Source organism: Achromobacter sp. SD115, assembly GCF_017355315.1.
GTDB classification, from domain to species: Bacteria; Pseudomonadota; Gammaproteobacteria; order Burkholderiales; family Burkholderiaceae_B; genus Achromobacter; species Achromobacter xylosoxidans_B.
Genome location: NZ_JADIJM010000001.1, coordinates 25583 through 47986, shown reverse-complemented (window position 1 = coordinate 47986; position 22404 = coordinate 25583). Strand labels below are relative to the sequence as shown.

The 22404-nt window shown below is 66.8% G+C and carries 15 protein-coding genes; 5 read left to right on the top strand and 10 right to left on the bottom strand.

The features are described from left to right. The first annotated feature begins 30 nt into the window (after positions 1-30). Positions 31-1044, top strand: a complete 1014-nt coding sequence (locus IPU70_RS00155) for a PleD family two-component system response regulator (RefSeq protein ID WP_013394306.1) — start codon at positions 31-33, stop codon at positions 1042-1044. A gap of 48 nt (positions 1045-1092) precedes the next feature. On the opposite strand, the gene IPU70_RS00150 is transcribed toward IPU70_RS00155, so the two are convergent. Continuing rightward, a complete protein-coding gene (locus IPU70_RS00150; RefSeq protein ID WP_080551142.1) occupies positions 1093-1572 on the bottom strand; it encodes an Lrp/AsnC family transcriptional regulator in 480 nt (159 codons plus the stop codon). Positions 1573-1750: 178 nt separating this feature from the next. Between IPU70_RS00150 and IPU70_RS00145 the strand changes: the two genes are divergently transcribed. After that, complete coding sequence (locus IPU70_RS00145; RefSeq protein WP_207464106.1) at positions 1751-3034, top strand: cystathionine gamma-synthase family protein; 1284 nt, start codon at positions 1751-1753, stop codon at positions 3032-3034. A 25-nt stretch (positions 3035-3059) separates the two neighbouring features. Here the strand turns inward: IPU70_RS00145 and IPU70_RS00140 are convergent, their stop codons facing one another. Further along, entirely contained in the window at positions 3060-4571 is a 1512-nt protein-coding gene (locus IPU70_RS00140) for an MFS transporter (protein WP_207464105.1), read from the bottom strand. A gap of 155 nt (positions 4572-4726) precedes the next feature. Here IPU70_RS00140 and IPU70_RS00135 point away from each other — a divergent pair, with 155 nt between their 5' ends. Beyond that, positions 4727-5602: a LysR family transcriptional regulator gene (locus IPU70_RS00135; RefSeq protein WP_207464104.1), complete on the top strand. Its 876-nt coding sequence runs from the start codon at positions 4727-4729 to the stop codon at positions 5600-5602. 70 nt (positions 5603-5672) lie between these two features. On the opposite strand, the gene IPU70_RS00130 is transcribed toward IPU70_RS00135, so the two are convergent. From IPU70_RS00130 to IPU70_RS00105, 6 genes are all read right to left on the bottom strand, one after another. Further along, the gene (locus IPU70_RS00130; protein WP_207464592.1) at positions 5673-6359 is read right to left on the bottom strand and encodes a GntR family transcriptional regulator; all 687 of its coding nucleotides are present in this window, start codon (positions 6357-6359) and stop codon (positions 5673-5675) included. 105 nt (positions 6360-6464) lie between these two features. Beyond that, complete coding sequence (locus tag IPU70_RS00125) at positions 6465-7493, bottom strand: MerR family transcriptional regulator (protein WP_207464103.1); 1029 nt, start codon at positions 7491-7493, stop codon at positions 6465-6467. A gap of 57 nt (positions 7494-7550) precedes the next feature. Then, positions 7551-8774: an MFS transporter gene (locus tag IPU70_RS00120; RefSeq protein WP_013394299.1), complete on the bottom strand. Its 1224-nt coding sequence runs from the start codon at positions 8772-8774 to the stop codon at positions 7551-7553. Positions 8775-8799: 25 nt separating this feature from the next. Beyond that, positions 8800-9852, bottom strand: a complete 1053-nt coding sequence (locus IPU70_RS00115) for an alcohol dehydrogenase catalytic domain-containing protein (RefSeq protein ID WP_207464102.1) — start codon at positions 9850-9852, stop codon at positions 8800-8802. Next, positions 9852-10958: an FAD-dependent oxidoreductase gene (locus IPU70_RS00110; RefSeq protein ID WP_207464101.1), complete on the bottom strand. Its 1107-nt coding sequence runs from the start codon at positions 10956-10958 to the stop codon at positions 9852-9854. Before IPU70_RS00110 ends, IPU70_RS00115 begins: the two co-directional genes overlap by 1 nt. Beyond that, positions 10955-11629 carry a cupin domain-containing protein gene (locus tag IPU70_RS00105; RefSeq protein ID WP_207464100.1) on the bottom strand — a complete coding sequence of 225 codons (675 nt, stop codon included), beginning with the start codon at positions 11627-11629 and terminating at the stop codon, positions 10955-10957. Before IPU70_RS00105 ends, IPU70_RS00110 begins: the two co-directional genes overlap by 4 nt. 162 nt (positions 11630-11791) lie before the next feature. Between IPU70_RS00105 and gcvA the strand changes: the two genes are divergently transcribed. Then, a complete protein-coding gene (gene gcvA / locus IPU70_RS00100) occupies positions 11792-12727 on the top strand; it encodes a transcriptional regulator GcvA (RefSeq protein ID WP_207464099.1) in 936 nt (311 codons plus the stop codon). A 6-nt stretch (positions 12728-12733) separates the two neighbouring features. Here gcvA and IPU70_RS00095 read toward each other — a convergent pair whose 3' ends face one another. After that, positions 12734-13651, bottom strand: coding sequence for a LysR family transcriptional regulator (locus IPU70_RS00095; RefSeq protein ID WP_207464098.1), 918 nt, complete (start codon positions 13649-13651; stop codon positions 12734-12736). Between the two features lie 133 nt (positions 13652-13784). Between IPU70_RS00095 and IPU70_RS00090 the strand changes: the two genes are divergently transcribed. After that, the gene (locus tag IPU70_RS00090) at positions 13785-14381 is read left to right on the top strand and encodes a short chain dehydrogenase (protein ID WP_207464097.1); all 597 of its coding nucleotides are present in this window, start codon (positions 13785-13787) and stop codon (positions 14379-14381) included. Between the two features lie 133 nt (positions 14382-14514). Here the strand turns inward: IPU70_RS00090 and IPU70_RS00085 are convergent, their stop codons facing one another. Then, the gene (locus tag IPU70_RS00085; RefSeq protein WP_207464096.1) at positions 14515-22047 is read right to left on the bottom strand and encodes an autotransporter-associated beta strand repeat-containing protein; all 7533 of its coding nucleotides are present in this window, start codon (positions 22045-22047) and stop codon (positions 14515-14517) included. Positions 22048-22404 lie beyond the last annotated feature (357 nt).

The following is a 22404-nucleotide window of genomic DNA, read 5'->3' as shown; positions in this document are numbered from 1 at the left end:
ACGGACCTCGAAAGAATTCAAGGACTCACTATGCAACCTCCCATTGACAGCTCGGCTTCGGCGAACCTGAATTCGCATGCGGCCATGGTGTTGCTCGTCGACGACCAGGTGATGGTCGGCGAGGCCATCAGGCGCGCATTGGCCACGGAGGGCAATATCGACTTCCACTATTGCTCGGATCCCGAAAAGGCGCTGGCCGTGGCGATCCAGACCCGGCCCACCGTCATCCTGCAGGATCTGGTGCTGCCGGGCGTGGACGGACTGAGCCTGGTGCAGGAGTATCGGGGCCATCCCGTGACGCGCGACATCCCCATCATCGTGCTGTCCACCAAGGAAGACCCGGCAATCAAGAGCGCGGCCTTTGCCGCCGGCGCCAACGACTATCTGGTGAAGCTGCCCGACTCCATCGAGCTGGTGGCGCGCATCCGCTACCACTCGCGCTCCTACCTGGCGCTGGTGCAGCGTGACGAGGCCTACCAGGCCTTGCGCCAGAGCCAGCAGCAGTTGCTGGAAAGCAATATGGAACTGCGCCGGCTGACCAATTCCGACGGCCTGACCGGCCTGGGCAACCGCCGCTATTTCGACGAATACCTCAACGCCGAATGGCAGCGCGCGCGCCGCGACGGCCGCGAAATCAGCATGCTCATGATCGACGTGGACCACTTCAAGGCCTACAACGACACCTACGGCCACATCGCGGGCGACGAGGCGCTCAAGCGGGTGGCGAACACCATCTTCGCCAGCTGCGACCGGTCCACCGACCTGGCGGCGCGTTTCGGCGGCGAGGAATTCGCGCTGGTATTGCCCGGCACGCCCGCGGGCAGCGCGCGGCTGGCCGCCGAGAAGCTGCGGCGCGCCGTGGAAGCCTTGCAGATTCCGCAGAAGGACACCGGCGACGGCCCCTGGCTGACGGTCAGCATCGGCACGGCCACGGCGGTACCCCAGGGCGAACAGCCTTGCACCGACCTGATCCAGGTGGCCGACCGCGGCCTTTATCAGGCCAAGCGCCAGGGCCGCAATCGCGTGGTTCCCGGCGTGATGTAGCGAACGGGCCGGCGGCCCCATTACCTCCCCAGGCAAGCGGCAGCCGCCTTACAGGTGCAGCCTGGTCGAGGACTTCACCTCGTGCATCGACAGGGTGCTCAGCAGCTCCTTGACCCCGGGCAGGGTGCGCAGGCGGCTGCGCACGAACTCCGAATAGGCATCGAAGTCGCGCGCCACGATGTGCAGCAGATAGTCGTGCTGGCCGGTGGTGTTGTGGCAGGCCAGGACCTCGGGCATGGCAAGCACGCTGGCCTCGAAGGCCTGGCAGGTCTTCTCCGTGTGGTTCTCCAGCGAGATGCTGACGAAGGCCACCACCCCGATGCCCAGCGCGCGGCGGTCCAGCACGGCCTGGTAGCCGCGGATCGCGCCGGACGACTCCAGGCGCTTCAGGCGTTTCCAGCAAGGCGAAGCCGACAGCGAGACGCGCTCGGCCAGTTCGGCGTTGCTGAGCCGGCCATCTTCTTGAAGGATTTTCATGATTTTCCAATCGATCGCGTCAAGTTGATGTAACAAGGCAGTGTCTTTCATGAAATCCTGGAAGTAGGAAATATCGTTTCCCATTATCCCTGTCTGGCGACGCAAATGGAAAGAATCTTGCCTGTCCCTGCCGCCATACTTCCATGCATCCCGAGGCGGGGGGCGCTATCGTCTTCGCATGCGTGACGCGCCTGCCCGGCCGCCCGGAAACCAGACAGAGAGGCACACCATGAGTTACTCCAGCTATCACAAGAAGGACATCTTCGGCCGCCCGCTGCACGCGGAAACCCAGATGATGTCCTACGGTTTCGACCCCTTTCTATCGGAAGGCGCGGTCAAGCCGCCGGTGTTCCTGACCTCCACCTTCGCCTTCCGCTCGGCCGAGGACGGGGCGGCGTTCTTCGACCTGGTCTCGGGCCGCAAGCCCTTGCCGCAGGGCGAGTCGGCGGGACTGGTGTACAGCCGCTTCAATCATCCCAACCTGGAAATCGTCGAAGACCGCCTGGCGCTGCTGGACGGTTCGGAAGATGCGGCCGTGACCTCCAGCGGCATGTCGGCGATCAGCGCGGTGTTCCTGGCGTTCCTGCGGCCCGGCGACCAGCTGGTGCAATCGGTGCCGCTATACGGCGGCACCGAAACCCTGATTTCCAAGATCTTCCCGGAGTGGGGCATAGGCTCGCATCCCATCGGGGACGGCCTGTCGGCCCAGGGTATGCGCGCGGCGCTGGAGGCCGCGGCGGCCCAGGGGCCGGTGCGTCTTTTCTTTGTCGAAACGCCCGCCAACCCGACCAATGCGCTGGTCGATTTCGAGGCCATGAAGAACGAGCTGGACGCCTTTGAAACGCGGCACGGCTACCGGCCCGTGTCGGTGTGCGACAACACGCTGCTGGGGCCGATCTTCCAGAAGCCGGCCGAGCATGGCGTGGATATGTGCGTGTATTCGCTGACCAAGTACGTGGGCGGCCATAGCGATCTGGTCGCGGGCGCCGTCACCGGCAGCAAGGCGCTGGTCAAGAAGGTGCGCGCCATCCGCAGCGCCTTCGGCTCGCAGTTGGACCCGCATTCCTGCTGGATGATCACGCGCTCGATGGAGACGGTGGTGCTGCGCATGAAGCAGGCCGCGCGCACGGCGACCAAGGTGGCCCAATGGCTGTCGGGCAATCCGCATGAAAAAGTGCGGATCTTCCATCCCGAGATGATCACCGACCGGGCCTATCAGGAAGTCTACAAGCGCCAGTGCAGCGGGCCGGGCTCGACCTTCGCCTTCGTGCTGGATGGCGGGCGCGCCAAGGCGTTCCGCTTCATTAACGCCTTGCACCTGTTCAAGTCGGCCGTCAGCCTGGGCGGCACCGAATCGCTGATCTGCCATCCGGCGTCCACCACGCATTCCGGCGTGCCGGCGGCCGAACGCGATGCGGCTGGCGTGTCCGAAGGGCTGGTCCGTGTCTCCATCGGGCTGGAGCACGAGGAAGACCTGATCGCCGACATGGACCACGCCTTCCGCACCTGCTGAGCCGCGGCCGGCACGGCGCCCTGACTCAGGTCGCCATGCGCCTGCGGTTGAACAGCACGAAGCCCGCCGTGACCAGCAGCATCGCCGCGGCGGTGGCGATGACCGCGGCGTAGCCGGTGTCGAAGGCGGTCTTGGCCAGGCGGGTCAGCGCCATGCCCAGGTCCGACGACAGCCCGTCCGCCACGATCAGCGCCTGATCCAGGCTGTCGCGCGCCAGGTCGGACTGCGGCAGGCCTGCCGGCACCGCGAGCGTGTGCGCGTACACGCCGGACAGGATGGATCCCATCAGGGTGACGCCCAGGGCGCCGCCCAGCTCATACGAGACCTCTTCGATCGAGGCCGCCATGCCGGCGCGCTCGGGCGTGGCGCTTTGCATGATGGTGCTGGACGCCGCCGTCATGGTGGCGCCTATGCCCGCGCCCAACACGCACAGGCTGACCATCTGCGGCAGCAGCGCCGCGTCGTAGCTCAACAGATAGCCGGTCATGCCCAGGCCCGAGACCAGCAGCGAGACGAACAGCATGGTGGAGCTGTTGACGCGGCCCAGCAGCCAACCCGCCAGCGGACCGGCGATGAAGGCGGCCAGCGACAGCGGCAGGATGAAGAGCGCGGCTTCCAGCGGCGACATGCCCATGACCAGTTGCAGCCGCTGGCTGAACACCAGTTCCATGCCCAGCAGCGCCGCGGCGGCGAACAGGGCGGCGGCCACGGCCGAACTGAAGCTGAGGTTGCGGAAGATGGCGAAGTCGATCAGCGGGTAGGGCCGCGCGCGCTGGCGCCGCACGAACACGGCGAGCATGGCCGCGCCCGCCGCGCAGGCCAGAGCAGCATGCAGCCAGGAGGGATCGGTCTTGCCCAGTTCCTTCAGCGCGTAGGCGCACAGGATCAGGCCGGCCATCACCTGCAGCGAGCCCAGCAGGTCCCAGGGGCGCGAAGCGTCCGGGCGGCTGGCGGGGATATAGCGCCAGGCCAGCGGCAGGGCCAGCAGCACGATGGGCACGTTGATGAGGAATACGGACCCCCACCAGAAATGCTCCAGCAGCACGCCGCCCACGACCGGGCCGACCGCGGCGCCGCCGGAGGCCACCGAGGCCCACACGCCGATGGCGATGGCGCGCTCGCGTTCATCGGCGAAGGTCAGGCGCAGGATGGACAGCGTGGCCGGCATCATCATGGCGGCGCCCACGGCCAGCAGCGCGCGCGCCGCGATCAGCGTGGCGGCGCCAGGCGAATAAGCCGCCGCCAGCGAGGCGATGCCGAACACGACCAGCCCCGCCATGAACAGGCGCTTGTGGCCCAGGCGGTCGCCCAGCGTGCCCATGCCCAGCAGCAGGCCGGACACGACCAGCGCATAGATGTTCACGATCCACAGCTTTTCCGACGCGTTGACGTGCAATTCATGCGTCAGCCGGGGCAGGGCGGTATAGAGGACGGTCATGTCGACCACGATCAACAGCAAGGCGCTGGACACGATGGCCAGCACCAGCCAGCGGCCGGGCGCGGCCGTGGCGACAGCGTTCGGTTCAGTCCGCTGCATGGTTCTACTCCTGAAACTGAAACGCCTGCCGCGCCGCGTGCGCGGGCGGGGCCGGGATTGGCCGGGTTTCAGAGATCGCCATTATCCATCTTATAATTTGCATGAAAAAATTAATAATCATCTATAAAATAGATGGATAAAAGAGGGGTTGAAACATGCAGTGGACACTGGAGCAACTCCGCCATTTCGTGACCGCAGCAGAATCTGGATCGTTTTCGGCGGCCGCGCGGCGCCTGGGCCGGGCGCAGTCGGCGGTCAGTACCTCGGTCGGCCTGCTGGAAGCGGACCTGAGCGTGGAACTGTTCGACCGTTCGCGGCGCAACGCCACCCTGACCCCAGCCGGCGAAGTCATGCTGCAGGAGGCGCGGGAACTGCTGCGGCAGGCCGGCGCGCTGGAGCAGCGCGCCCTGTCTTTCGCGGCCGGGCGCGAGGCGCGGCTGTCCATCGCGCTGGATGAGGGCTTCCCCTATCTGGTGGCGGACCAGCTACTCAAGGAGCTGGCCGAACGTTATCCGGCGCTGGAGCTGACACTGCTCAACGGCACCGCGACGCAGGTGGCGGACTACGTGGAGCGGGGCCGTGCCAGCCTGGCCTTCCATTTCGACCGCGGCGACCCCGGCAGCGCCTTCGCGCACCGCCATCTGGGCAATGTGGCGCAAGGCATCTTCGTGGTCCAGGGCCATCCGCTGGCCGCGTTGCCCGAGGTCGGGCGCAATGACCTGGCGCGGCACCGCCAGTTGCTGATGCAGATGGATGGTGTGGATCAGGTGATGCTGAGCCCTTCGGTCTGGCGCGCCGACAGCAGCTACAACATCGCCGCCATGGCGGCCAATGGCGTGGGCTGGGCCATCCTGCCGCTGAACGTCGGTGAATACGAAGGTTTCAGCAACGCGCTCGTCAGTGTGCGCTGCGCCGACCTGTTCCTGCCCATGCTGTCCGTGCGCACGCTGTGGCTGCAGGGCGGCAGCTTGAGTGAAACGGAACTATGGCTGCAGCAGCGCATGGGCCAGTTGCTGCGGGCAGGGGCGTAGGCATAGCGTCGGTGTTCTGTCCCGTGGATGCGTCCGCATGACAGGACATCAGGCGCAGGCCTCCCAGATTTCAGCTGAGCAGCGCGCTGACCAGGTCGCCGCCGGTCCGGCCACCGTCCTTGAAGTTCAGCGCCGTCTGCACGTGTTCCAGATGGGCGTCCATCAGCGCGCAGGCGCGCTCCGCGTCGCCGGCGCGGGCGGCCTCGATGAAGGCGTGATGCTCTTGCGACGAGCAGCTGGCGTCGTGCGAACTCTGGTACAGCACGGTGATGACGGCGCTGCGCGCGGACAGCTCGCGCAGCATCCCCGTCAGCACGGAATTGCCCACGGTCTCGGCCAGCAGGATGTGGAAGTGCCCGAGCAGCCGGTTGCGCTCCTGCACGTCGCCGCCTGCCAGCGCCTGGCGTTCCGCGGCCAGGTGCGCGTCGATGCGGCGATAGTCGGCGGCCGTGGCCCGCGCCACGAATTCGCGCGCGAGCGCCGCTTCCAGGATGCGCCGCACCGCATAGACTTCGCGCGCCTCGTTCGCGTCCGGCTTGCTCACGAACGCGCCCTTGTCCGGCACGATATGGATCAGCTTGTCCTTGGACAGCATCAGCAGCGCGGCGCGGATCTTGGTCCGGCTGACCTGGTACACCCCGGCCAGCGCTTCCTCGCGCAGCCGCGTGCCCGGCGGCAGCTTGTGCGCGACGATGGCCGCCGAGATTTCCTTGGCGATATCGTCGGCGCTGGGGTCGGGGCGGGCTTCCTGGGACATGGTGGGGTAAGGGGGCGAGGCCAAGCTCGGGCCGGTCAGTCTAGCAAAAGGGCAGGCCCGCCGGGGAACGACGGCCTGCCCATATGGCCTGGAGGACGGTGCCGCCTAGCGCTGCGCCGCCAGCGCGCCCATGGCCTGCCGCATGAACGACAGGGTGGCGTCGTCGGTCCAGGTGCCGGCGGTGAGCTCGGGTTCGCTCATCAGCGCATGGCGGAACTTGGCCTGGGTGGCGGGGTCATCGCCGGCATAGCTGCGGAACAGGTCCAGCCAGCGCCGGGCGAGCTCGAGCGCGGTGGCGGAGTCCGGCGCCGCGCCCGCGTCGAGCGCGTCGCGCACGTCGGCCATCAGCCCGGGCCATTCGCCGATGCGGTCGTCATAGTGCTGCCGCATGTACCGGGCCTCGTCCGGCGCAAGATACTTTTCATAGATCCGCAGCTTGCTTTCCGAGAAGGCGCGCAGCACGTAGTCGCGCATGGCCGGCGAGATGCCGATGTGCGCCTGCATCGCTGGCTCCCGTTCGTGCATCCGGTTCAGCTTGACCAGCAGGCGCGGATCGCGATTGGTGTCGCGCAGCAGTTGGGTCATCCAGCGCAAGGCCAGCGCTCGCGGCTGCGCTTCCTCGGGCGGGACGCCGCCGTCCATCTGCGCCCGCACTTCCTGGATCAGGGCGAGCCAGCCGGGGTCGGCATTCTGGTTGCTGCGGTACATGGGCAGGCGGGCCAGTTCGTCGGGGGAGAAATACTTGTCGTACATGGTCATGAGTTCCAGAGTGGTTAGCCAATCGGCCAGTTCCGGTTCCCTGCCTTGCGCCAACTGGCCCCGTAGCTGGGCGAGACGCTCGCGCAGCCGGGAGGCTTGTTGGATCTGGCGATCGAGCATCGCGATCTGTCTGGCGATGATCTCGTCCATGGGAGTGTCGGGCTGGTCCAGATAAGCGCCGATTTCGGCCAACGGCAATCCGAAGCGGCGCAGCGCCTGGATTTGATGCAGCCGGGCGATGTCGTCGCGGCCATACAGCCGATAGCCGTTGTCGGCGCGCGCCGAAGGCGTGAGCAAGCCGATCGCGTGATAGTGGTGCAGCGTGCGGACCGTCAGTCCGCTCCGCCTGGCCAGTTCTCCTACTTTCAGTTGCACGACATTCCTCCTGTTGATGGCGCGTAACGGACTCTGGGACATGACGTTACGTGAGGGTCAAGCCTGTTGTCGAACCTTCGCGGCGCCGGCCAGCAGCGCGATCGCGGCGATCGCCAGCGGGATGAACGACACCCACAGCACGGTCGCCCAATCGTAGGCCGCCAGAAGTCCGCCGGACGCGAAGGAGCCGACCGCCATGGTGCCGAAGACGATGAAGTCGTTGAGCGATTGCACCTTGGTTTTCTCCTCGGGCCGATGGCATTCCAGCACCAGCGCCGACGCGCCCACGAAACCGAAATTCCAGCCCAGGCCCAGCAGGATCAAGGTCACCCAGAAATGGGCCACGTCGATGCCGGTGAGACCGATGGCCGCGGACAGGCCGGTAAGCACCAGGCCCGCCGTGACGATGCGTCCGGCGCCAAAGCGCGTGATGAGCCGGCCGGTGAAGAAGCTGGGGCCGTACATGGCGATGACGTGCCATTGCAGGCCCAGGTTGGCGCTTTCCTGCGTATGGCCGCAGATGTGCATGGCCAGCGGCGCGGCCGTCATCAGGAAGTTCATCAGCATGTAGGTGACCGCGCCGCAGATCACCGCCGTGATGAAGCGCGGCTGGCGCGCGATCAGCGCCAATGGGCGTCCGCCCGCGACTTCGGCCGCGCTGGGCATGGGCAGGCTTACGCCCAGCAGGACCAGGGCCGAGATCGCCGCGACCGCGGCCTGCACGAGATAGGTCGCCGCGAACATATGGACGGGCCACAGGTACATGGTGTACGTGACCAGCTGCGGGCCGACCACGCCGGCCAGCACGCCGCCGCCCATCACGAAGGACAGGGCGCGGGCGCGCCGCGCGGGGGTCACGCCGTCGGCCGCGGCGAAGCGGAACGACAGCACCACCGCGGCGTAGGCGCCGCCGAAGAAGGTGCCCAGGCAGAACAGCCAGAACGAACTGAGCACGATGGCCGCGGCGGCCAGCAGGCCCACCAGCACGCCGCAGGCCGTGCCGGTAAGAAAGGCCGCCCGCCGGCCGTAGCGGCGGGCGATGGCGCCCATGGGGAGGATGCAGGCGGCCATGCCGACCACGAAGATGGAAATGGGCAGGGTCGCCAGCGCCTTGTCCGGCGCCAGCATGTCGCCAACGATCGCGCCGGTGGCGTAGACCACCACGGCGTTGGCGCCGGCCAGCGCCTGGGCGATGGTCAGCCGGGCGATGTTGCCGCGCTGCGCCTCTGGCGTGAGTTCAGCGCTGGGCGCGGCCGATGGCGCCGGTGTTGATGCGGACAAGTGGGTCTCCTCGAGGGTTGCGGTTTTAGTTGGTATCGGTAGTGACTTGCTGTGCGGCGTCCATGGTCAGGACTACCCGGAACTTCGCATCGCCGGACTTCAGGCGCTGCAAGGCATCGGGCGCGCGTTCCAGGGCTAGAGTCTCGACCATGGGCAGCGCCTCTGCAAGTACGCTGAAATTCAGCGCTTTTTCAGTTTCCCAGGGCGTGCCGGTCATGGACCCGGCAATGACGCGTTCGCCGCCCACCAGAAAGCCCGGCGCGACCTCGAGCGGAGCGCGGCCCACGCCCAGCAGCATCGTCCGGCCTTGCGGCGCCAGCCCGCGCATGGCCTCGGAGATGGCTTGCGTGTCGGTGACGGTGGCGATCAGCGCCTGCGCGCCGCCCATGGCTTGGAGCCGCTGCGCGGCGTCTTCTTCGTGGGTGTCGATGTAGACGTGCGCGCCCAGGCGCAAGGCGTCAGCGGCTATGTCGCGGCCTCGCCCGATGGCGGCGACCTTCAAGCCCATGCGGCGCGCGTATTGCAGCGCCATGTGGCCCAGGCCGCCGATGCCCAGCACGGCGACGAGATCGCCGGCTTGCGCGCTGCATTTCCTCAGCGCGTTGAAGGTGGCGATGCCGGCGCAGAGTATCGGGGCGGCGTGCACGGAGTCCAGTTCGTCGGGTATGGAGACCAGCCCGGTCGCCAGGGCCAGCATCATCTCCGCGTAGCCGCCGTCCCGGGTCGCGCCTATCACGGGCTGATTCGAGCATAAATTGAACAGGCCCTTGCGGCATGACGGGCAGACATTGCAATGGCCGCCCAGGCGGCCCACGCCGACGCGCTGGCCTATCGTCCAGTGGGCGTCGGCGCCAGGACCGAGGGCGGCGATGCGACCGACGACTTCATGTCCGGGAACGCGGGGCCGCTGCAAGGCGGGATTGTCGATGTCGGCGGCGTCGGCGCCGCAGACGCCGCAAGCTTCGACGCGCAGCAGGACTTCTCCGGGCCCGGGTTGAGGCGTGGGCCGTTGCACCAGTTCAAGCTGGCCGGGGGCGGGACTCTGGATCACGCGATAGGTGGCAGCGGGAGTTTTCATCAGGCGGAGTCTCCGGGGAGAGTGGAGGGGGATGCGTTTGCGGATCCGTGCAGCAACCAGCAGACGCCGCGGGCGGCAGCGTCAACCGCGCCAGCCAGATAGCCGGGGAACGCGGCGGACCATTCGCTGGCGATGCCGGCCAGACGGTCCTGCCATGGACCGGCGTCCACCGTCATGCCGGGCGCTGCCGCGTGCGCGCTGTTGTCGATGCCATCGGCGGGCGTGGCGGTAAGAGGATCCTGCGCCCAGTCCTTGAAATACTCCTGGACCGGCGTCAGCGCTTGCGGGCCGAACAGCCGCGCGAGCTGCGCGCGGCAATGGGCCATCAGCACGTCCTGGCCCGCCGAGCGGCGCGTCGCGGCGGGCACGCCCAGGAATCCGAACAGGGCCGGTCCTTGACCCGTGCTGGCATCGTGGACTTCGGCGAGCGGTCCCCGGGCGCTGCGCGCTGCGCCGGACAGGCCCTGCTCGCGCCAGAAGGGCGCGCCGTAGACGGCCAGGTACTTGGCGTGCGGCGCCATCCAGGTCGGCGTGTCGCGCCATTGCGCCGCCCATGCGGCCGGCAGCGGCGGATCGAAGGCGATACGGGCGTGTGCCAGCCGCGGCGGGACGGCCAGCAGCACGCGCGAGGCGCGAACGACATGGGTCCGCCCCTCGCGATCATGCGCATGCATGTCGATGGCTTGGCCGGTGGCATGCAGCCGGGTCACGGTCTGGCCCAGCTTGATGCGCGCCGGATCCAGGCGCGCGCGCAGGGCCTCGGCCAAACTGTTCATGCCTGCTGCCAGCCGCATGGAAGCCGGGTAGCTGGGGTAGCCCGGCATGCGCGCGGGCGGCCCCGAACGTTCGACCATCATGGCGCCCGCCTCGTACTGCGGGACGACGGGCAGGCCGAGATCGCGGACGATGGCGCCCAGCTCGGGCTGGATCGCGGGCCAGAACCAGGTGGGGCCCAGATCGTAGGAACCGATGCCCAGTATGCGGCCGCCGGGCCTGTCGCGTCCCTCCAGTAGCAGGTAGTCGGCGCCATGCCGTTCCAACAGAAAGGCGGCGTACAGACCGCTCAGGCCTGCGCCGATGATGACGGTGTCGGCTTGTATTGTCATGACAGGCTCCGGCCATTTGGATCCGGCAGATGGCCGGTCTTCAGATAGATGGTCGCGCCCGCAGTGCCGGCCGAGAGCGCGACATGCGTGCCGCGGGCAAGGCGCAGCCAACTGCCTTGCGGGTACGAGCGGTGCGTATCGGCAATCGACCCGGCCAGCACCAGCGCTTCCGCGCCGGCGGGCGCGGCCTCAAGCAGCGGCGCATTGGCGGGCAGGCGCAGCAGGCGGACCTGCTCGACGGACGAGGAGTAGAGCGGGCAAACCGCGCTGTCGTTCTCGCGCTGCCAGGCGGCGGGATCGCGCGTGTCGACGCGCACGGCGGACTGCTCGTCCGGCGGCATTTGCCGCAACTTGACGAAGAGGGTGGCGCCGCTTCTGCTGGACGGCTCATGGCCGGAGCCGGGCGGGTTGCGCAGATACCAGCCTTCCGGAAAGTCGCCGCTGGCATCGGAGAAGACGCCCGACAGCACCAATATCTCTTCGCCGCCGGGATGCCCGTGCCAAGGAAAATGGCTGCCCGGCGCATAGCGCACGATGCTGGTGGCGCGCGCCTGCTCGCCGCCGATGCGGTCCAGCAGCACGCGTTCGACGCCGCTTTGCGGCGATGGCACCCAGGGTTGCTGGTCAGGCGTCACGATGACGTTGAGCGAGAAATCGGCATTGATAAGCATGATGTTGGTAGAAAAGCTGTTTCTGAGGTGACGCGCAGGTTTGCTTGCTCCAGCACCTTTTTCGATAGCAGAACTATGGGCGCCAGGGCATATTCTTGGTCAGTCCGCATTTGCCGGCAAACCAGATAAACTACTTCTTATTAAAAGAAAATCTTTATCGCCATGAAGTCGATCGCACACCTGAACGCGTTGCGCGCCTTCGAAGCCAGCGCGCGCCACCAGAGTTTTTCCGCCGCCGCGGCCGAGCTGCACGTCACGCCCGCCGCAGTGGGCCAGCTGGTGCGCACGCTCGAGCAATGGCTGGGCGCGCCCTTGTTCCATCGCGGCGCCAGCGGCAAGGCGCGGCTGGTTCCGACGGCGGCGGCGGAACGCGCGCTGCCGGAGATACAGGCGGGGCTGGGCAAACTGGCCCTGGGCCTGGAGCGCCTGAAGGAAGGTTCCCTGAGCGGCATGCTGACCGTGGCGGTAAGTCCGGCGTTCGCCGCCAAGTGGCTGCTGCCCCGGATAGAACGCTTCCAGCTGGCCTGGCCCGATACCGATGTGCGCCTGGACACGAACCTCAAACCCGTCGATTTCGTGGCCCAGCAGATCGATATCGGCGTGCGCTACGGTGCCGGTTCATGGCCCGGCCTGGCGGCCGAGAAGCTGATGGACGAGGAGGTCTACCCGGTGTGTTCCCCGGAACTGCTGCGGCGCCGGAAATCGCTGAAGCGGCCGGAGGATCTGGCGGGCGAGACCCTGATCCACGATCTGTCGATGGACGGGCAGCTGGGATTTCCGACCTGGGCCATGTGGCTGGAAAAAGCCGGCGTGGAGGGGGTGTCCACCGCGCGCGGCATGAAGATCAACAATTCCGCCGCGGTGCTGCAAGCCGCCATCGATGGTCACGGCGTCGCGCTGGCCCGCAGCGTGATGGCGCACGACGATCTGGCCGCAGGCCGTCTGGTGGGCTTGTTTCCGCGGATGAAGGTCGCGTCGGCGCTTGCCTATTACGTCATCTATCGGCCGCAGGACCGCGAGTTGCCGAGGCTTGCGGCATTCCGCGACTGGTTGTTCTGGGAGGCTGGCGCCTGCCGGCAACCGGCGCCACAAGCCTGACAGAAGCTAGCCGGGCGCTGATGCGCGCGCCTGCTTCGCCGGCCGGGTGAACCGCTGCACCATGAATTCCACGAAGGTGGTGAGCTTGGGCAGGGCCTTGCGGTCCTTGGGATACAGCAGCGTGATCGGCCTGGCGGCGGGCCAGGCGGACTCAAGGATCGGGACCAGCCGCCCCGCGCGCACGTCCTCGGCTAGCAGCAGTTCCGGCTGCAGCACGATGCCGAATCCCGCCAGCGCCGCCTGCCGCAGCGCCTGGCCGTTGTTCGACACGAAGCGGCCGGCGGGGTAGGCCGCGCCGCCGCCTTCGTCCGCGTTCAGGCGCCAGCCGGTGCGCCGGTTCCAGTAGGAAAAATCCAGGCACTGATGACGCGCCAGGTCGGGGGCGCTCTGCGGCGTGCCATGGCGCTCCAGATAGGCCGGCGCCGCGCAGATGATCATCTGATAGCGGCCGATCTTGCGCGCGACCAAGCCGGAGTCGGCAGGTTCGCCGATGCGCACCGCCAGGTCGTAGCGCGAGGCCACCACGTCCTCGACGGCATCGCTCAGCGCCAGGTCGACGCTGACGTCGGGGTACTCGGACAGGTACTCGGCGATGGCGGGCGCCAGCGCGAACGAGCCGAAGGTCACGGTGGAGGTGATGCGCAGATGGCCGCGCGGCGCCGAGCGCATGGCCTCGGCGCCTTGTTCCGCGTCGCGGATGTCCGACAGGATCACCTTGCAGCGGGCGAAATAGGCCTGGCCGGCTTCGGTCAGGCTCTGGCGGCGCGTGGTGCGGTTCATCAGCCTCAGGCCCAGCCGGGCTTCCAAACCCTTGATGTGCTTGGCCGCCATGGCGGGCGACATCTCGTGGCGGGCCGCCGCCGCGGTCAGGCTGCCCAGTTCGACGACCGCCACGAAGACTTCCATGCTGAGCAAGCGGTCCATGGATTACGCACCCTGAGTGTGAAGTGAACCCACCATTCTAGGATTTTTCCTGGATATGCCCTCGGCCAGAATGCATGCAGGCGCTGGCGGTGTCGCGGGCGCATCCAACAACACATACGAATCGGAGTCTTCCATGAAAATCATCCTGATCGGCGCCACCGGCACCATCGGCCGCGCGGTCGCCCAAGAGCTGGGCCAGCGCCATGACATCATCGCCGTGGGCAAATCGCGTGGTGAGCATCAGGTGGATGTGACCCAGAGCGACAGCATCCGCGCCCTGTTCGAGCGGGTGGGCAAGGTGGACGCCATCGTCTCCACCACGGGCAGCCTGCATTTCGGCCCGCTGGCGGAAATGACGGCCGAGCAGTTCAAGATTGGCCTGCACGATAAGCTGCTGGGGCAGGTGGACCTGGCGCTGATCGGCCAGCACTACGTCAACGAGGGCGGCTCCATCACGCTCACCAGCGGCATCCTGACCGATGAACCCATCCGCTACGGCGCCAACGCGTCCGCGGTGAACTCGGCCATCGACGGCTTTGTGCGCGGGGCCGCCGTGGAATTGCGGGGCGTGCGCATCAATTCCGTCAGCCCCACGGTCCTGACGGAATCGCTGGATGCCTACGGCCCGTACTTCCAGGGCTTCGAATCCGCGCCCGCCAGCCGCGTCGCGCTGGCCTACAGCCGCAGCGTGGAAGGCGCGCAGACGGGGCAGGTGTTCCGGGTGTGGTGAGTCCCCGGACGTTCCCGATGCGGCAGGGGGCGGGTAGCAAGCCCGGGGCCTTGCCAAAAGAAAGCCCGCAGCGGATCTACCGCTGCGGGCTTGGTCAGGCTAGCTGCCGGTTACCCGGCCCATGCCACGAGGCTTACCAGAGCACCTTCAAACCGATGGAGCCCTGCGCGCCGGTCTTGACGCGGCTGTCGCCGCTGTTGGCCCAGAGCTTGCCAATGTCGCCGTAGAGGCTGGTGTTCTTGGTCAGCTGCACCATGGCGCCCACCGCGAACTCGGTCGACGTGTAGCCGCCCTTGGCGCGGATGTCGGTGGTGCCGGCCGGGGCGCTGAAGCTGGCCACGTCGGTGGTGTTGCTGGCCTTGTACAGATTGACGCGCGCAAAGGGCTGCAGCACGGTGCCGCCGATGCTGTAGCTGCCCTTGACGCGGGCGCCCAGGCGCAGGGTCCAGTCGTCGTCCGCGTCGTTCTTCACCTTGGCCAGGCTCAGCGTGGTGTCGTCCAGGTTGAGCTTGCGGTAGATGATCTGCGCCTGCGGTTCCAGCTGCCAGCTGTTGCCCAGGGCGATGGGCTTGCCCACTTCCAGCGAGGCCAGCCAGCCATGGCCCTTGGTGGTGGCGCCGGCGCCGGTGTCGGCCGTGCGCAGGCTGCTGCGGTAGTCGGCGCCCTGGATCACGGCGTCGGCGTACAGGCCGGAGTCGTGCTGCCAGGTGCCGTACAGGCCCACGTAGCGGCCGCGCAGGTTGTTGTAGCCCGCGTACTTGCGCTCCATGCCGCTGGAGAAGCCGCGCACGCCCATGTCGCCGTCCAGCTGGCCGACGTACAGGCCGGCCCTGAGGTTGCGGCTGGCGTACACGTCCACGCCGGCCTGGAAGCCGTTCAGGTGGCCGCTGCTCTCGGGGTTGACCGTGCCTTGCTGGGTGATGGTGGGAGCCGTGCGCAACACGCGGGCCCAGGCGCGGTGGCTGGGGTCCAGGTCGATGGCGCCTTGTGCGGCTTCGTCGCCCATGCGCTTGCGCATGTCGCCCAGCATCGCCATGTCGGCCTGGCGCAGTTGCGCGGGCAGGGCAGACAGCAGCGGCACTTCCTCGCGGTACGCGGGGCCGGGTTGGGTGTTGGTGGAATGTAGGGCGGCGCCTTGCGCCGTTTGGGCCAGGCGGTACTCGTAGGCGCCGGCGTCGATATGGCCGCCCGCCAGGGTGAAGCTGCCGGGCTGCAGGCTGGCGCCGTTTTCGGTGGCGATGACTTGGATGCCCTGGCTGCCGGTCTGCGCGCCCAGGCCGCCGGCATTGGTGATTTGCACGCTGGTGCTGCCGCTGGCGATGGCGCCAGCGCCGCTCAACAGCAGCTTGTCGGTGGCGCTGCCGTCGGCGCCCAGCACGGTGGACACGCCCAGCTTGCCGTTGTTGCCGACGTAAGGCCCGGTGACCTTGAGCACCGCGCCCGGCGTGCTGCCAGCGAGATTGACCGCGCCGCTGTTGTTCAGGCTGGCCACGGTCTGGCTGTAGCCCGCCAGGTCCAGTACGGCGCCGCTGGCCACGCTGTGGGCCGAGGCGCTGCTGAACGTGTTCGCGGCGCCGGCCTTGAGCGTACCTTGCGCGACATTGGTCGCGCCGGTGTAGTTGTTGCCCGCGCTGGTCAGGGTCAGGGCGCCGGTTCCCTGCTTGGTGAGGAAGCCGCCGCCCGTGATGGCGCCAGCCCAGGTGGCCGTGTTGGCGCCGGTGTCGATCACCGGGTCGTTGGTGCCCGTCATGTGCAGGTTGTTGACGATGGTCAGGCCGTTGGCAATCAGGTTGATGACAGTGCCGTCGTCCATGGACAGCATGCCCGTGCCCAGACCCAGGGAATGGCCCAGGCCGATGCTGCCCTGCTTGAGCTGCACGCCGCCCGAGAAGGCGCTGCCTCCGGTCAACGTCAGCGCGCCGGCGCCGGTCTTGACCAGGCCGCCGCTGCCCACGACGATGCCCGAGTAGTAGGACGTACTGCCAGCCGCGGAATTGACGGTCAGGGTTCCAGCGCCCAGCGCCACGGTGCCGGCGCCGCTCAGGCTGCTGGCTTGGAGCGCGTTGCCGTTGAGGTCCAGCGTGGCGCCCGATTGCACCTGATAGCCGGTGCCTTGGACCAGTGCCGTGGTGGAGCCCGCGCGCAGCGTGCCGTTCGCGACCAGCGTGCCGCCGGTATAGCTGTTGGCGCCGGTCAGGGTCTGCGTGCCCGTGCCTTGCTTGACCAGGGTGCCCGTGCCGCTGACCGAGCCGCTGAAGATGCCGTCGGCCGAACCGCCTGCCAACAGGGAGTTGCTGCCCATCTTGATGTTGCCGGCGCCCGCCAGGGTGCCGAACACCTGGGCGCCTTGGCCTGCCGACAGGTCGAAGGTGGCGCCGCCGGCGACGTTGACGATGCCGGTTGCCGCGAGGCTGCCGGCAGCACCTAGCGCCAGCGTACCGCTGTTGATGTATGTGCCGCCGGTATAGGTGTTGGCGCCGTTGAGCGTCAGTGTGCTGGCGCCGTTCTTGGTCAGGCTGCCCGAACCCGAAATAGTGCCATTGAGCGTCAGGTCCTGGCTGCCCTGCACGGCTAGGCCGGCATTGAGGACCACATTGTTCGCCAATGCCACCGGCAGGATGGCATCCAATGCGGCGGTGCCGTCCACGGTCAACTCGCCGGTGCCCAGCCCGGCGTTCTTGCTGACAATCAGGCTGCCTGCGTTGAGCAAGGTGCCGCCGCTGTAGGTGTTGAGGCCGTTGAGGTACAGACTGGCCGCGCCAGCCTTGACCAGGCCGCCGCTGCCGCTGACCGTGCCGTCGAGGGCCATGGTATTGGAGCCTGCAATGCTCAGCGCGCCGTCGAGCACGACGTTGTTGCGCAACATGACAGTCTGGTTGCTGTCCAGCGTAGTGCCACCGGCAGCGGTCAAGGTACCGGTGCCCAGGGCAGAGTTGCTGCCCAGCACCAGCGTGCCGCCATTGAGCGTTGTGCCGCCGGTGTAGCCGTTGGATGCATTGAGCACCAAGGTCCCGGCATCGTACTTGCCCAGGGCACCGCTGCCGATGATCGGGATGTTGAGGGTCGCGGTCACGCCGGGGTCAACCCGGATCGAGGCATTGCCCTGGGCGCCATTGACCAGGTTGAGTGCCCCCCGCGTAAAGCGCGTAAGCTTGTAGCCGTCGGTAAGGAACTGCATGCCTGTGATGTTCTGCGTGTCGGCGAGTTCAACCGTACCCGCTGCGCCCTGGAACACGGCGAAGCCACCGGCCCAGCGTCGATTCGATGTGCCGTCGACATTGGTCCAATTGTTGGAACTGTCGCCGATGCTGGGACCGCCCCAGATGCCGTTGCCTCCTTCGATCACCCCATTGGCGATGGTATTGGCACCATCCCAGAACTGCACGCTGGTATCCTGCGCCGTGTACAGCAGGTTGACCTGATTGCTCACGGACGTCTGCACTTGCAGATCAGATTCCTTCACGACGCCCGGCAGTCTGCCCAGCTTCAGGCCATTGTCGGTCAGGCTGCCGCCATAGTTCATGAGCCGGTACACACCTGTGCCGAAGCCACCCACGTCTTTGATATTGAGCGTGCCGTCCAGGGTGAGGTTGCCGCCGACATTGAGCAGGGCATTGCCGCCACCTGCCGTGGGCGCGCCGAGCGCCACTTCGAGCAGGGAACTGGCGTCGAGCGCCAACGCGCCAACCGACAGGGTCCTGCCGCTGGCCAGGTCCAGACGACCACCGTTCTCCACCGTCACCGCGCCGGCAACGCTGCCGCTGCCGCTCAACACGCCCACGTTGTTGACCACAACACTTGCGCTGTCCAGGGATCCGTCGACCTGCAAGGTGCCGGCCTTGACCGTAGTCTGCCCTGTCACATCGTTAACGCCGGACAAGGTCACGATTCCGGTGCCGACCATGGTCAACATTCCGGCGCCGGTCAGGCGGCCGCCGAAGGTGTTGCCCAACAAGCCGTCGGTGTCGGTGAGTGTCAGCGTTTGGCCGGCCCCGATGGATACGGTGCCCTTGCCGGATATGCTGCGCAGCGAGGCAGAGGAGGCCAACTGAAGGTCGGCTCCAGCCGCGATGTTGGTCCGGGCGCCGTGGCCTAGCGCATCAGTGCCCAAGACGACCAAGCTGCCGCCCAACAGATCAAAGGTGCCGCCGAACGTGCTGCCGCCGCTGAGCGCCAGGCTGCCGGAGCCGCTTTTGGTCAGAGTGCCGTTGCCGCTGAGCCTGCCGGCCAGGCCCAGTTGATTGTTGCCCGCAACCGCCAGCGTGCCGTTGACAAGGATGTCATTGGTCAGCCTCATCGAGCCGTTGGTATTCAGCTGCGACGCGCCATTGACGACCACCACGCCGGAACTCAGCGCCGACGCATTGCCCAGTGTCAGGTCGCCGCCGTTGAGCCAGGTGCCGGCGCCATAGCTGTTGACGCCATTGAGGGTCAGCGTACCGGCGCCATTCTTGATCAGGCGGCCGTAGCCACTTATCACTCCATCGAGAGTAAGGTCGCTGCCGCCGTTCAGAGTGAGGGCGTTATTCAGCTGCACGTTGTTGGCCAGGGTCAGCGCGCTGCTTGTGTCCAATGAGGCGGCAGCGTCCACGGTCAGCGTGCCGATGCCCAGCCCAGCGGCGTTGCCCAGGCTAAGATTGCCGCCCATCAGGTTGACGCCGCCCGCGAAGGCATTGGCGCCATTCAGGGTCAGCGTGCCGCTGCCCACCTTGGTCAGGCTGCCTGCGCCGTTGATCTGGCCGTTCAGGGTCAGCGCCTTGTCGCCCCGCAGAGTCAGATTGCCTGCCAAGTTGATCTGGTTGCCCAAGCTCAGATCGAGGCTGTTGTTCAGTTGCGTGCCGTGGGCGGTGTCGAGGGCGCCGCTGCCCAGCGGATTGACGGAGGCCAGCATGAGTGTGCCTGCGTTAAGCACCGTCGAGCCGTGGAAGCTGTTGGTTCCGGCCAGAGTCAGAACGTCGGCGCCGATCTTGTTGAGCCCGCCGCTACCGCTGATGGCGCCATTCAACGTCAGGTCGTTGCCGGTGGCCAGGGTCAATTGGCCATTGGCAATGATGTCGTTGCTCAGTGTGACAGCCGCCTCATTGGCCAACGTGGTGCCTGCGGCGGCGGTCAAGGCGCCGGTGCCCAGCGCGTTGTTGTGGCCTACTACCAGCGTGCCGCCGTCCAGCAGTGTGCCTCCGACGTAGCCGTTATTGCCGTTGAGGACCAGTTTGCCATGGTCCAGTTTCTGCAAGGTGCCGTTGCCGTTGATGTCCACGCCGATCGTCGCGGTGACGTTCGGATCGACCCGGACGGCGAAATTGCCGCCATCGCGGTTGACTGCATTGAGCGAGCCGTTGGCGCCGCTCACCAGCTGATAGCCATCGGTCATGAACTGCATGCCGTCGCTGGTTTGTACGCCGTCCACCGTCACGGTGCCGGCCGCGCCTTGAAAAACGGCGAACTGGCCAAGCCAGGTCCGATTGCCATTCCCGTCGGAAGCCGTCCAATTGGTGTTTGTGGCGTTCCACACGCCGCTGCCGCCCTCGATGGCGCCGTTCATCACCGTGTTGCCGCCATCCCAGAATTGCACCGCCCGGTTTGGCGAGGCGAGTATCAGGTTGACCTCGTGTGGGATCGCGGTCTGCAATGTCAGGTCTGACGTGAGCATCGAGCCCGGCAAGGTGCCGTAGTCGAGGATGTTGTTGGTAAGACCGCCGGCGTAGTCGAACAGGCGGTAGACGCCATTGCCGAAACCGCCGGCATCGGTGATGTTCAACACGCCATTCAGGGTCAGGTCGCTGGTGGACCTGAAGAGGGCGGTGTTGCCGGTGGTAGGAGAACCCAGCGCGGCATCGATGTTGGCATTCTGCGTGAAGACCATCCTGCCGGCGGTCAGCGTGCGGCCGCTGACGCCGCCCAGATGGCCGCCGTCGTCGACGCTCAGCAGGCCGCCGATCGAGCCACTTCCGCTCACCGTTCCGCCAGTATGAACCGCCACGCCGCCGTTCACGGAGCCGCTTACTTTCAAGGTGCCGCCGTTGACGTCTATCGCGTCGCCCAACGTGCTGCTGCCTGCCAACTCCAGTGTGCCGGTGCCGGTCTTGCGCATCATGCCGTTGCCGGTCAGTGTCCCTGCATACATGCTGTCGGTGTTGCTGCCGCCTACTGCCAACGCAGTCAGCGACCCAATGTTGACGGTGCCGCCACCGTTCAGGGAACCTATTGCGGTGTCGCCGTTGAGGTTCAGCGTGGTGCCCGCAGCCAGTTTGACGGCGGTGGGGTTGCCCAGGGCCGAGCCGCCCAGGGTGGTGACTACGCCTCCAGTGATATTGAGGTTGCCGTTATAGGTGTTGTTGCCGATCAGCACCAATTCGTCGACGCCAGCCTTGGTCAGGTTGCCGCTCCCGCTCAGGAGGCCGGTCGCGCTCAACATCGCGGAGGTCTCCAGGGTGAGGTCGCCATTGACGCTGATCGCGTTCCCCAGCGCCATGGGCTGAGCGTTCTTCAGCGTGGCGGTGCCGGACGCGATCAGTGCGCCAGCGCCCAGCGCGTTATTGTTGTTGAGCAACAAGGTGCCACCGCTCAGGGCGATACCGCCGGTGTAGCTGTTGTTGCCGCCCAGGCTGAGCGTGCCGGTTCCGGATTTGACCAGTTGGCCCGTGCCGCTGATCTGGCCGTTCAGGTTCAGGTCGTTGGCGCCGTTGACGGCCAGATTGGCATTGAGGGCAATGGGGTTGGCCAGGGCCGTGGCGCGAATGGCGGTCAGGGTCGAGTTGCCCCCGACCGTCAGGCCGCCGGCGCCCAGCGCCTGATCGTGGCCCACGGCCAGGGCGCCGCCGTTCAGCGTGGTGCCGCCCTGATAGAGGTTGGCGCCAGTCAGGGTGAGGGTGGCCGGGCCGTTCTTGATCAGCGAGCCGATGCCGGCGATGCTGCCGTTCAAGGTCAGGTCGGCGCTGCCGCCTATCCCCATGGCGCCCAGCAGTTGCACGTTGTTGGCCAGGGTGACGGTGCGGTTGGCGTCGAGCACGGTGTTGTTCATCGCGGTCAGGTCGCCGCTGCCCAGTGCCGTATTGCTGCCTGCCACCAGCCGGCCCGCGCTGAGCCGCGTGCCGCCGGTATAGCTATTGTTCCCGTTGACCGCCAGGGTGCCGCTGCCGAGCTTTTCCAGGGTGCCGATGCCGCCTAGGGTCACGCCCATGGTCGCGGTCACATTGGGGGCGACTCGCAAGGCCACCGTTCCACCCAGGCCGTTGATCGCGTTCAAGCGGCTGGTTGTTCCACCCACCAGGTTGTAGCCGTCCGTGAGGAACTCCAAACCTGTGAAGTTCTGCTGTCCACTTATCGATACCGTACCCGCAGCGCCCGAAAATACCGCGTCGCCGCCATTCCAGGCCCGGTTGGGCTGCGCGCCGGCGGAAGCCCAATTGGTATTGGCGGCATCCCAGATTCCGGCGCCGCCGTCCACCGAGCCGTTCGCGACGGAATGGCTGCCGTCCCAGAGCAGTTGCGCATGAACGCCCGCAGGAATCGCCAGGGCTGCGCCGAACGCCAGCGCGGTTTGCGCCGCCTTGCGGCGCGCACGCCGCGCGGGGCAGCTGCTCTTTCCCGGCCCGCGGGCGATTTCACTGACGGCTTGCCACACACCGGAGGTGGCGTTGAACACAACTCGATAGACGTGATTCATTGATGCCTTCAAATGATTGAGCGAATGCTAGCTAGGCAAAAATCCGGATTCGGCCTTGCCTGAACAGCAATGAAAATCATGGGGAGGGGCGGACGATTGCCATCAGGGCACACAGTCGCCCGCACTAACCTGAGCGGCGTGTTTGTGCGCTTAACATCCAATTACAGAGTGTAAATGTAAGACAAAATCTCGGTTTGGGTAATCACTGATTTTGGTGAGGCGCAATGTCGGGCCGGGTTCGATGGCCGCGGATGGCAGACAGGACTACCACCAGTACGCAGCGGGAGCAGGCGTGACGTGCGCCTGGCAGAAGAAAAAAAGCCCGCCGCGGATCTACCGCTGCGGGCTTGGTCAGGC